The following is a 12560-nucleotide window of genomic DNA, read 5'->3' as shown; positions in this document are numbered from 1 at the left end:
GGCGGGCGCGCATCCGCGCCTCCGCTCGCAGGACGACGGTGCCAGGATGGGCGCATGAGCAGAGCAGGCACGGTCGCCCAGCCCCAGGACCTCATCGACGTCGCCGCCCTCGAGCGCGCGTACACCGAGCTCGTGCCCGACGTGTCGAACCCCGACCAGGCGGTCGCGTTCGGCACCTCCGGCCATCGCGGGAGCGCCCTCGACGCCGCGTTCAACGAGACCCACATCGTGGCGATCACGCAGGCGATCGTCGAGTACCGCGCGGCGCAGGGCATCACGGGCCCGCTCTTCATCGGCCGCGACACCCACGCGCTCTCGCTGCCCGCGGAGCGCTCGGCGCTCGAGGTGCTCGTCGCCAACGGCGTGCGCGTCACGGCCGACGCGCGCGGCTCGGTGGCGCCGACGCCCGCGGTCTCGCGCGCGATCCTCGCCCACAACGCCACCGCCGGGCCCGACGACCGGGCCGACGGCATCGTCGTGACGCCCTCGCACAACCCGCCGCGCGACGGCGGCTTCAAGTACAACCCGCCGCACGGCGGCCCCGCCGACTCCGACGCGACCGGCTGGATCGCGAAGCGGGCCAACGAGCTCATCGCCACGGGGCTCGAGGGCGTGCTGCGCACCGAGGTCGAGGGCTCGAGCGACCCGCGGGTCGAGCTCTACGACTTCCGCGAGCACTACGTGGCCGCGCTCGGCGGCGTCATCGACTTCGAGGCCATCAAGGCCTCCGGCATCCGGATCGGCGCCGACCCGCTCGGCGGCGCCGCCGTCGACTACTACGGCGCGATCGCCGAGCGCTACGGCATCGACCTCTCGGTCACGAACCCCGTGGTCGACCCCACGTGGGCCTTCATGACCCTCGACTGGGACGAGAAGATCCGCATGGACTGCTCGAGCCCGAGCGCGATGGCCTCGGTGCTCGCCCGCAAGGACGAGTTCGACATCCTCACCGGCAACGACGCCGACGCCGACCGCCACGGCATCGTGACGCCCGACGGCGGCCTCATGAACCCCAACCACTTCCTCGCCGTCGCGATCCAGTACCTCGCCGAGCACCGGCCCGGCTGGTCGTCGGACGCGGCGATCGGCAAGACGCTCGTCTCCTCGTCGATGATCGACCGCGTCGTCGAGTCGCTGGGGCGGCGCCTGTGGGAGGTGCCGGTCGGCTTCAAGTGGTTCGTCCCCGGCCTCATCGACGGCTCGGTCGTCTTCGGCGGCGAGGAGAGCGCGGGCGCGTCGTTCCTGCAGCAGGACGGCACGGCCTGGACGACCGACAAGGACGGCATCCTGCTGTGCCTCCTCGCCTCCGAGATCCGAGCGGTCACGGGGAAGAGCCCCTCGCAGCTCTACGCCGAGCTCACCGAGCGCTTCGGCGCGCCCGTCTACGAGCGCGTGGACGCGCCGGCATCGCGCGAGCAGAAGGCCCGGCTCGGGAGGCTCTCGGGCGACGCGGTGACGGCGACCGAGCTCGCCGGCGACCCCATCGTCGCGAAGCTCGTCGAGGCGCCCGGCAACGGCGCCGCCATCGGCGGGCTCAAGGTCGTGACCGAGCGCGCGTGGTTCGCCGCGCGGCCCTCGGGCACCGAGGACGTCTACAAGATCTACGCGGAGTCGTTCGTCGGCGCCGAGCACCTGCGCCAGGTGCAGGCGGAGGCGAAGGCGATCGTCGACGCCGCGCTCTCGGCGTAGGCCTCGCGGCGGCGCCCCGCGCTCGGGGGACGGCGCTAGCGGGTCTCGGTGTCGATCCGGACGTCGGGCCCGAGCACCTCGGTCACGAGCGCGATGCCCGACTCCACCGTCAGCTCGTTCCGCCAGGCGGAGCGCGTGATCGGCTCCGCGGCGTCGACGAGCGGGTAGAGCTGCAGGTTGCGGCGGTTGGCCCACGCGCCCGAGACGAACTGCTGCGGCGTCAGGTCGAAGTGCATGTAGATCGGCACCGCCGAGGGGTCGACGACCTCGACGTCGCCGCCCGGCAGCCCCACGAGGTCGAACTGCGCGACGGCGCTCACGACGCGCGGCACGGCCATCTGCGTCGAGAGCGCGTTGCCGAGCGAGTAGTAGACGAACGCGCGCGAGCCGTCCTCGCGCTCGAGCCACTCGGCCTCCTGCAGCACGTGCGGGTGCGTGCCGAGGATCACCTCGGCGCCGAGGTCGGCGAGGCGCTGCGCCTGCTCGCGCTGGCGGGCGTTCACGACCTGCGAGTACTCGTCGCCCCAGTGGACGGCGACGATCGTCGCGTCGGCGGCCTCCTCGGCCTGCGCCATCTGCTGCTCGACGAGCGGGTCGTCGAGCCACGTGACGACGGTGTCGTTCGTGGGCGTGTTCGAGAGGTCGATGAAATTGAGGAAGGCGACGGTGAGGCCGTCGATCTCGGTCGTGGGCACCTCGGCCTGCTCCTCGGCGTCGCGGTAGGCGCCCGAGATGAGCAGCGGATCGAGGTCGTCCCACACGGCGCGGGTGCGGTCGACGCCCTCCTGCCCGCGGTCGAAGGTGTGGTTGTTGCCGAGGCCGATGGTGTTGCAGCCGGCGGCGTCGATGCCCTCGGCGAACTCGACGGGCGCGTTGAACGCCGGGTAGTAGCTGAGGCCCAGCTCCACGCCGCCGCTCGGCGCCTCCTGGTTGCAGTAGACGAGGTCGCTGTCGGCCCAGATGCCGCGCGCGGCGTCGAAGAACCGGCCGTAGTCGTAGGAGCCGTCGGGCAGCTGCGCGTCGGCGGTGACCGAGTCGTGCGGGAGCATGTCGCCCATCGCGCTCACCGAGACCGCGACGGGCTCGGGCGTCGGCGTGGGCGTGGGCGCCGCGGAGGCGGCGGGCTCCTCGGCCGACGGCGAGGGGCTCGCCTGGCCGGGCGCGCACCCGGCGAGGGCGAGCGCCGCGAGCATCGCGGCGGCGAGCGCGGGGCGCCTCACGAGCCCGCGAGGATCGCGTAGACGACGAGGACGACGACGATCGCGATCGCGGCCATCGCCCAGTCCCTGCCCGTCGCCGGGGCGCCGCCGTGCGGGCGGGAGCGCGACGACGAGCCGGAGCCGCTCGAGCCGGAACCGCCCGAGCCGGAGCCCCAGGCTCCACGACGAGCCCCGGCCCCACGACGAGCCCGAGGAGCGCGGGCGCCCGCCGAAGGAGCCGCCGCCCGAGGAGCGCGAGCCGCCGCCCGAGAACCTCCGGGCCCCGCCGCCGAACGAGCCGCCGCCGCCGGACCTGCCGATCGATCGCCCTGCCTTCGCCATGCGCCGAGGCTACGTCCCGCGCCTGCGCGAGCGCCGCATCCGCGCGGCGCGGCCGACCGCATCCGTGGAAACCCCGAGCGCGCCCGCGCGCCGATGGGCGATCATGGACGCACGACCACCCCGCCGTCCGGAGGGCGGCTGCGGTCGGACGACCGGAGAGGGGTGATGCGGTCGTGCTGCGCAAGCTCGGCAGGCACCGCCGCTCGGCGGCCGCCGCGGCGCTCATCAGCGCCGTCAGCATCGTGCTCGGCGTGCTCGCGGTCGCCTACGACGGCTTCACCGCCACCGACGTCGACCTCCACGACGGCGGCGTCTGGGTCACCCGCACCCAGACGCAGCAGCTCGGCCACCTCAACGTGCAGGCCGAGGCGCTCGACGCCGGCCTCGTGGCCCCGACCGACGACTTCGACGTGCTCCAGGACGGCGACGACGTGCTGCTGCTCGCGCGCGACTCCGGCGCGGCGATCCTCGTCGACCCCGTGCACGTCGAGCTCGGCGCGAGCGTGCAGCTGCCCGCCGGCGGCGGCATCGCGCTCGGCGGCGGCGTCCTCGCGATCACCGACCCCGCGAGCGGCCGGCTGTGGGCGATGCCGTTCGACGACATCGCCGGCTTCGACCCCGCGACCGCGGAGCCGACCCTCGAGCTCGAGCCCGGGCTCGTCGCCGCGGTCTCGCTCGGCGGCGAGGTGCATGCCATCTCGCCCGAGTCGGCCACCCAGGTGCGCGTCGTGCTCGACGACGAGGGCACGCGGGTGGAGCGGCAGGAGCGTCGGGAGCTCTCGGCGATGGCGGCGCCGAGCCTCACCGTCGTCGGCGACGAGCCCGTCGTGCTCGACGCCGGGCGCGGCTCGCTGCTGCTGCCCGGCGGCGCGGTCGAGGCGCCCGAGGGCTCGGTGCTCCAGCAGGTGGGCGACGCCTCCGACGCGGTCGTCCTCGCCACCGCGACCGCGCTCGTGCACCAGCCCCTCGACGGCGGCGCCCCGGCGCAGGAGGAGCGCGGCGGTGCCGCGGAGGCCGTGGCGCCCGTGCAGCTGGGCGGCTGCGCCTACGGCGTCTGGCCCGGCTCCGGCGTGCTGGTGCGCGACTGCGAGGACGACGCGCGCGACGCGGAGCACCTCGTCGACGGCCTCGACGGCTCGGAGGCGGTCTTCCGCGTCAACCGCGGCACGGTCGTGCTCAACCAGGTCGCCGAGGGCTCCTCGTGGCTGCTCTCCGACCGCCTCGTGCTCGTCGACAACTGGACGGACCTCGTGCCGCCCACCTCGGACGAGCGGAGCGACGAGGAGGACGAGTCGACCGAGGACCGCTTCGAGGACCAGCTGCCGCCGCCCTCCGAGGAGAACCAGCCGCCCGTCGCGAACCCCGACTCCTTCGGCGCGCGCGACGGCCGCGCGACCCTCCTGCCGGTGCTGTGGAACGACTCGGACCCCGACGGCGACGTGCTCACCGCGAGCGTCGCGGGATCGCTGCCCGACGGCGTGGTCGTCGCCCCGGTCGAGCAGGACTCGCAGCTGCAGGTGCAGCTGCCGGAGGGGTTCACGGGCGACTTCGCCTTCGAGTACCGGATCGCCGACGGCCGCGGCGAGACCGCGACCTCGACCGTCGACGTCGACGTCCGCGGCGACGACGAGAACGAGGCGCCGCGGTCCCTGCGCGACGCGACGCTCGTCGTCGAGCAGGGCGCGACGGTCGAGTACCAGGTGCTGCAGGACTGGCTCGACCCCGACGGCGACGACCTCTACCTCATGGGCGCCACGAGCCCCTCCGGCGACACCGTCCAGACCGACCCCTCCGGGCGCCTCGTCTACACCGCGACCGGCGAGGCCGGCCTCCAGGACGTCGAGCTGCGGATCTCCGACGGCCGCGAGGAGGCCGCGGGCCGCCTGTCGGTCGACGTGCGCGAGCGCGGCGACGCGGCCCCGCAGGCGAACGCCGACTTCGTCTCGACGATCGTCGGCCGCGAGGCGAGCATCCGGCCGCTCCTCAACGACTCCTCCCCCTCGGGCGACCCGCTGCGGCTCGCGCTCGTGCAGGAGGAGCCGGGCATCGAGATGCGCTGGGACGGCGCGACGGGGATCGTCGAGGTGCTCGACGCGCCCCTCGGCACCCACTACCTGACGTACGTGGTGGCGGGCAGCGGCACGACCTCCGCCACCGGGCGCATCCGCGTCGACGTGCGCGACGCCGACGACGAGGCCCGGCCCGTGGCCGTGCGCGACACCGCGCTCCTGCCGCAGGGCGGCCAAGCGCTCGTCGACCTGCTCCAGAACGACGTCGACCCCGCGGGCGGCGTGCTCGTCGTGCAGTCGATCGCGGTGCAGGGCGCCTCGCCCATCACCGTCGAGCTCGTCGACCGGCGCCTCCTCCGGATCCGCGACTCGCGCGGTCTCGAGGCGCCGCTGCAGCTCACCTACGCGGTCTCCAACGGCCGCTTCACCGAGACCGGCACCGTCGAGGTGATCCCCGTCGCCCCGCCCGCCCAGCCGCGCGCGCCCGTCGCCGTGGACGACACCGCGACGGTCCGCGCGGGCGACTTCCAGTCGATCGACGTGCTGGCGAACGACTTCTCGCCCGACGGCGCGCCCTTCACCCTCGTGCGCGAGGTCGTCAGCTCGAGCTTCGCCTCCGTGGAGGAGGGCGTCGCGTTCGTCTCCGAGGGCATGCTGCGGGTGCACGCGCTCGAGGGCGCGCCCTCGCGCGCCACCGTCGCCTACGAGGTCGAGGACGAGCAGGGCAACCGCGACACCGCGACCGTCACGATCCGCATCGTGCCGCGCGACCCCGAGCAGAACGCGGCGCCGAGCCCGCGGCCGGTGACGGCACGGGTGCTCGCCGGCGCCACCGTGCGCATCCCCATCCCGCTCGACGGCATCGACGGCGACGGCGACGGCGTGGAGCTGGTCGGCTACGACACCGCGCCCGACCAGGGCCGGATCGAGGAGACGGGGCCGGACCACTTCGACTTCGAGGCCTACCCGGATGCCGGGGGCACCGTCGAGTTCACCTACCGCGTCCGCGACCGGTGGGGCGCGAGCGCCACCGCGACCGCGACGATCGGCATCGCGCAGGCCGCGGACGTCAACCAGGCGCCCTTCGCCGAGACCGACACGGTCACCGCGCGCCCCGGGCGCGCCATCGCGATCCCCGTGCTCGAGAACGACTCCGACCCCGACCAGGATCCGCTGCGCCTCGAGCCCGACGGGCTCGACCTGCCGCCGGAGCTCGCGGGGGCGACGGTCGACGTGGAGCGCGGCACCGTCGACCTCGTCACGCCGGATGCCGAGGGCGTGCACCAGCTCACCTACGTCGTCGCCGACGCTCGCGGCCTGACGACCACCGGCATCGTCATGCTCACGGTCTCGGAGACCGCCGCGCTCGAGCCGCCCATCGCGCGCGACGACCCCGTGAGCGCCGCGGAGCTCGTGCTCGGCCAGGCGACCGACGTGCCCGTGCTCGAGAACGACCTCGACCCCGACGGCGACCCCGACGACCTCGAGCTCTCGATCGTGACGGGCCCCGGCACCGTCGCGGGCAGCGCCGTGCAGGTGATCCCCACCGAGTCGTTCCAGGTCGTCGCCTACCGCGTGACCGACATCGACGGCCAGACCGCGGAGGCGTTCGTCGGCGTGCCGCCGGTGCGCGACCGCCAGCCGGTCCTCTCGATCGGCGAGCCCCTCCAGATCCCCTCGGGCGAGGAGCGGCTGCTGCCGCTGCGCGACGTCGTGGCCGTCTCGAGCGGCAACGCGCCGCGCATCACGGCCGGCGAGACCGTGACCGCCGTCAACGACGACGGCTCCGGCCTCGTCGTCGACACCCAGACGCTGCGCTTCCGCTCCGCGCCCGGCTACGTCGGCCCGGCCTCGGTCACCTTCGAGGTGACCGACGGCACGGGCCCGGAGGACCCGGACGGCGCGACGGCGGTGCTGACGCTGCCGATCGAGGTCGTGGCCTCGAGCGTCATCCCGCCCAGCTTCGCGGGCGCGAGCCTGCAGGCCGTCGCCGGCGAGCAGGAGACGCGCTTCGACCTGCGCTCGGCGACCAGCGACCCCGACCCGGGCGACCTCGAGGCCATGCGCTACTCCGGCCTGGAGGGCGGGGTGCGAGGCGTCGAGGCGCGGCTGGAGGGCTCCTCGATCGTGCTGGCCGCCGAGCGCACGGCGACGCCCGGCACGAGCGGCGCCTACACCGTCCGGCTCGAGGACCCGCACGGCAACGAGGTGACCGGCACCGTCCTCGTCGAGGTGGTCGCCACGAACCGGCCGCTCGCGATCGCGAACGCCGATCGCGCCGAGGGCGAGCAGGGCGTGCCGATCGAGGTCGACGTGCTCGCCAACGACGTCAACCCCTTCGCGCGCGACGGCGTGCCGCTCGAGCTCGTCTCCGCGGAGGTCGTGGGCGGTGACGGCTCGGCGGCCGTCGCCGGCCGGCGGATCGCCGTCACGTCGGGCGCCGACTTCTCGGGCACGCTCACCGTGCGATACGTCGTGCAGGACGGCACGGGCCTCACCGAGCGGCAGGTCTCGGGCACGGCGACCGTGACGGTCAAGGGCCGCCCCGATGCGCCGCCGCGGCCGAACGTCGACGCGGTCGGCGACGCGCAGGTCACCCTCACCTGGGCGGCGCCCGCGCCCAACGGAGCGCCCATCACCGGCTACCTCGTGCGCTCGGCCGACGGCGCGATCTCGCAGCCCTGCGCCGCCACGACGTGCGTCGTCCAGGGCCTCACGAACGACGTGACCTACCGCTTCCAGGTGGTGGCGCAGAACGAGGTCGGCGACTCCGAGCCCTCCCCCGCATCCGCCGACGCGCGCCCCGACCGCCGGCCCGAGCAGCCCTCGGCGCCCAGCGCGACGCGCGGCGACGGCAGCCTCGCGATCGCGTGGGCGCCCGCGGTCTCGAACGGGTCCCCCGTCAGCGGCTACACCCTGCAGATCCAGCCGCCCGCGCCCGACGGCACCGTCGCGGTCGAGCTGGCCGCCGTCACCGCCCACACGTGGCAGGGGCTCGCGAACGGCACGGCCTACACCTTCCGCCTCCAGGCGCACAACGCGGCGCCCGAGCCGAGCGAGCTCTCCGCCCCGTCCGCGCCGACGATCCCCGCGGGCCTCCCCTCCGCGCCGAGCGGCGCGAGCGCGGCGGTCGACCGCTCGACGCCCGGGGAGGTGCAGATGACGGTCACCTGGGAGGCCGCGAGCGGCAACGGCATCGCGGTCGACAGCTACCTGGTGCGCTCCTCGACCGGGCTCTCCCAGACGGTGACCGGCACGTCCGCGCGCTTCGCGCAGGTGCCGCTCGACGGCTCGCAGGTGACTTTCACGGTCGCTGCGACGAACGCGGTGGGTACCGGCGCCGCCTCGGCCCCGACGGAGGCACGCACCGCCGCGACGGCACCCGGGGCACCGAGCGCCGTGCGCGTGACGGACGGCGACGGGCAGGTGCGGGTCGACTGGACGCCCGGGAGCCGCAACGGCCTCCGCGCCGACGAGGTGCGCTTCGAGGTGCGGGCGAACGGCGGCGGCGTCCAGTCGTTCGGCCCCGGCGGCACCTACACGGGGCTGTCGAACACGGGAGGGCCGTACACGATCGAGGTGCGCGCGACCGCGACGATCGACGGCCAGGCCCTCGCCAGCGGCTGGACCGTCTCCTCGAACCAGGCCCGCCCGTTCGGGCCACCGCCGGCGCCCGTGATCTCCATCACGCCCGGCGTCCACCAGGTGACCTACCAATGGGCACCGAACGGCAGCAACGGCCGTGCGCTCGACAGGATCGAGTGGACCCAGTACGAGAACGGGCAGAACATGCAGCGGGTCTCGCCCGCCGCAGGCTCGCAGACGCAGCAGCTCTCGCCCGGGCACCAGGCCTACATGACCGCCATCGTCGTCGACGTCGACGGCAACGTGAGCGACCGCATCACCATCGGGCCCGTCGCAGCGGGCTACGCGCCGCCCCCGCAGCCGAGGGCGGCAGTCACGGGCTACTCGGGCGGCGTGACCTTCTCGTTCGGGCCCAACGGCACGACCGATCGACCGCTCGACCGCCTCGAGTGGATCCTCGATGACGGCGCCTCGGGCTGGACGGTCGTGCGCCCGGCCGCCGACGGCTCGTTCTCCGGCGGGCGCGAGCCCGGGAACCAGGCCTGCATCCGCGTGCGCGCGATCGACAGCGGCGGGCTCGAGAGCGAGCACATCGTCGCGTGCGGCTACGCGCTGCCGTAGCGCCTGGAGCCGCTCAGCCGTAGTCGGGCGCGTCGCCCGTGCCGAAGAACGCCTCGAGCGTGGTCTCCCCGGCCTCGCGCATCGCCGTCGTGACGTCGACGCCGACGTAGCGCAGGTGCCACGGCTCATAGGCGTAGCCGGTCACCGCGTCCTCGCCCTCGGGGTAGCGCACCACGAAGCCGTGCTCCCAGGCGTGCTCGGCGATCCAGGCGCCGGCCTGCGTGCGACCGAAGCACACGTCGAGGCGGCACGCGAGGCCCGTGCCGACGACGTCGATCGCCAGGCCCGTCTGATGCTCGGAGTGACCGGGCCGCGCGCTCGTCGTATCGGCCCGCGCCTGCCCCTCGCGCGCGACGTAGCCGTCGTAGAGCGCCGTCTGCCGCTGGAACGAGCGGTAGGAGGAGAACACGTGCACGCCCTCGCCGATGTCGGAGCGCATCGCCGCATCCAGGGCGACCAGCGGCGCATCCGCCTCCGGCCGGATCGCCTCCTCGCCGGCATCGTGCGAGACCGAGGGCTCGACGAGCTCGGGGGCATAGTCCTGGGGCCGCAGCGGCCGGCGCTTGTTCACGAGCACGGTGAGGCTCGACCCGGCGTCGATGTCCCACCGCTCCGAGGGCGCTGGCGCCGCCGGAGACGTCGGCTCCGCCGACGGCGTCGGTGCCGTCGCGTCCTCCGATGGCTCCGGCGCCCCGCTCGGCGCAGCCGACGTCGGCGGGAGCGGCTGCGGGGATCCGGTCGGCCCGGGCGCGGGGGCAGCGCACCCCGTCATCAGCAGCCCGACCGCGATCGCGGCCGTCAGCATCCTGTGGAGCATCCGCACGCATCCATGCTCGCACGCGTCCCCACGGCCCCCGCGCGACCCATCGCGCTTCCGGTCGCGCGCCCGCAGGAGTAGCATTGGTCGGTCGACCATTCGCCCGGCTAACGACCTCCTCAGAGGAGTCGACGGCAGCCCGGCGCAGCACGCCGCCCCCGGCACCTGAGGAGCCCCATGCCAGAGACCCCGCAGCGATCCACGGACGCCGCGGCCGCCGCCCCCGCGGCGCCGATGACCCGACGCGAGATCCTGCTGGTGCTCGCCGGCCTGATGATGGCGATGTTCCTCTCGTCGCTCTCGCAGACGGTCGTCGGCACGTCGATGCGCACGATCGCCGACGACCTCCGCGGGCTCGACCTGCAGGTGTGGGTCGTCACCGCCTTCCTCATCGTCTCGACGATCGTCACGCCCATCTACGGCAAGCTCTCGGACATCTTCGGCCGGCGGCCGCTGTTCCTCATCGCGATCGTGCTCTTCCTCGCGGGCTCGATCGCGAGCTCGTTCGCGCAGGACATGGTGCAGCTCGCGGCGTTCCGCGCGCTGCAGGGCCTGGGTGCGGGCGGCCTGTTCTCGCTGCCGCTCACGATCATGGGCGACGTGCTCAGCCCCCGCGAGCGCGCGAAGTACCAGGGGTTCTTCCTGGCGATCTTCGGCGTCTCGTCGATCCTCGGCCCGCTCATCGGCGGGCTCTTCGCGGGCACGCCCGAGATCCTGGGCCTCCACGGCTGGCGCTGGGTCTTCCTGTTCAACCTCCCCATCGGCGCCGCCGCGCTCTTCATGGTCTGGCGCTTCCTGCACCTCCCGTCGCACCACGAGCGCGTGCGCATCGACTGGTGGGGCGCGGCGCTGCTGGCCGTCGCGGTCGTGCCGCTGCTGCTCGTCGCCGAGCAGGGACGCGTGTGGGGCTGGGGCTCCGTCGCCGCGATCGCCTGCTACGTCGTCGGCGCGCTCGGCGTCGTCGCCTTCGTGTGGGTGGAGTCGCGCATGGGCGACGCCGCGCTCATCCCGCTCGCGCTCTTCCGCGGCCGCACCTTCGCGATGGCGACCGTGCTCGGCGTGCTCACGGGCTTCGGCATGTTCGCGGGCATGATGCTGCTGCCGTTCATCCTGCAGATCGTGCACGGCATGACGCCCACCGAGGCCGGCCTCGCGACCCTGCCGATGATCCTCGGCCTCATGATCTCCTCGATCGGCTCCGGCCAGATCATCGCCCGCACCGGCCGCTACCGCCTCTTCCCCGTCGTCGGCCTCGGCATCATGGCGGCCGCCTACGGGGTGCTCGTGACCCTGCAGTGGGACAGCCCCCTGTGGATGCTGCTCGTCGGCCAGCTGATCCTCGGCCTCGGCCTCGGCATGCTCATGCAGACGCTCACGATCGCCTCGCAGAACGCCGTCGACCCGAAGGACATGGGCGTCGCCACGAGCTCGGCGACCTTCTTCCGCCAGCTCGGCGGCACCGCGGGCGTCGCGGTGGTGTTCTCGCTGCTGTTCTCGCGCCTGCCCGAGACGCTGCGCGCCGCCTTCGGCCGCGACGACCTGCGCGCCGACCTCGGGGCCGCGCTGCAGGACCCCGCGGTCGCCGCCGATCCCGGCAACGCCCGCATCCTCGACATCCTGGCCCACCCCGAGCAGATCGGCGAGGCGCTCAACGACGACTCGTCGTTCCTCACGACGGCCGACCCGCGGCTCGCGGCCCCGTTCCTCGACGGCTTCTCGACGGCCACGACGACGCCCTTCTGGGTGGCGCTCGCGGTCGTCTCGGTCGCCGTCGTGATCGCGCTGTTCTTCAAGGCTCCTCCGCTGCGGCAGAAGTCGGCGATGGAGGAGGCGCTCGAGCGCCGCGCCGCGCAGGCGCAGCTCGAGCAGGACGCGTCGATCCCGGGCTCCGTCGCGCCGCCCGTGACGGCCTCGGTGCCCGTGGTGCGCGCCGCGCGCGGCCCATCGGAGGCTCCGACCGATTCGTGAGCCGACGTCCAGGCTGAGCGCCTAGGTTGTCCCCCAGGCGCTGCGGCACTCGCCCGGCCGCCACGGACGATCGAAGGAGGGCCCATGGGACTCGACGACAAGATCAAGAACGCAGCCCAGGAGCACGTCGGCAAGGCCAAGGAGGCCATCGGCGACGCGACCGGCAACGAGCGACTGCAGGCCGAGGGCCAGCAGGACCAGGCTGCCGCGAACGCGAAGCAGGCCGGCGAGCACGTCAAGGACGCAGCGAAGGATGCAGGCGACGCGTTCCGCTGAGCGCTCGCTGCGGTGAGACACGGAAGGCCGGGCGGAGCACCGCCCGGCCTTCTG

The 12560-nt window shown here is 74.2% G+C and carries 6 protein-coding genes; 4 read left to right on the top strand and 2 right to left on the bottom strand.

Annotated features, from left to right (window positions below):
• The first annotated feature begins 54 nt into the window (after positions 1–54).
• On the top strand, positions 55–1689 hold the full coding sequence (gene pgm, locus OVA14_RS06105; protein WP_267505361.1) for a phosphoglucomutase (alpha-D-glucose-1,6-bisphosphate-dependent): 1635 nt from the start codon (positions 55–57) through the stop codon (positions 1687–1689).
• Between the two features lie 35 nt (positions 1690–1724).
• Here pgm and OVA14_RS06100 read toward each other — a convergent pair whose 3' ends face one another.
• A complete protein-coding gene (locus tag OVA14_RS06100; RefSeq protein ID WP_267505360.1) occupies positions 1725–2909 on the bottom strand; it encodes a CapA family protein in 1185 nt (394 codons plus the stop codon).
• 494 nt (positions 2910–3403) lie between these two features.
• On the opposite strand from OVA14_RS06100, the gene OVA14_RS06095 reads away from it, so the two are divergent.
• Positions 3404–9445: an Ig-like domain-containing protein gene (locus OVA14_RS06095; protein WP_267505359.1), complete on the top strand. Its 6042-nt coding sequence runs from the start codon at positions 3404–3406 to the stop codon at positions 9443–9445.
• A gap of 13 nt (positions 9446–9458) precedes the next feature.
• Here the strand turns inward: OVA14_RS06095 and OVA14_RS06090 are convergent, their stop codons facing one another.
• Positions 9459–10022, bottom strand: a complete 564-nt coding sequence (locus OVA14_RS06090) for a M15 family metallopeptidase (RefSeq protein WP_267505358.1) — start codon at positions 10020–10022, stop codon at positions 9459–9461.
• A 417-nt stretch (positions 10023–10439) separates the two neighbouring features.
• Here OVA14_RS06090 and OVA14_RS06085 point away from each other — a divergent pair, with 417 nt between their 5' ends.
• A complete protein-coding gene (locus OVA14_RS06085) occupies positions 10440–12230 on the top strand; it encodes an MDR family MFS transporter (protein WP_267505357.1) in 1791 nt (596 codons plus the stop codon).
• Positions 12231–12314: 84 nt separating this feature from the next.
• The gene (locus OVA14_RS06080) at positions 12315–12506 is read left to right on the top strand and encodes a CsbD family protein (protein ID WP_267505356.1); all 192 of its coding nucleotides are present in this window, start codon (positions 12315–12317) and stop codon (positions 12504–12506) included.
• Positions 12507–12560: the final 54 nt, after the last annotated feature.

The sequence above is a fragment of the Agrococcus sp. SL85 genome (assembly GCF_026625845.1).
In the GTDB taxonomy this organism is placed as follows: domain Bacteria; phylum Actinomycetota; class Actinomycetes; order Actinomycetales; family Microbacteriaceae; genus Agrococcus.
This window is presented reverse-complemented; position numbering and strand designations above follow the sequence as displayed.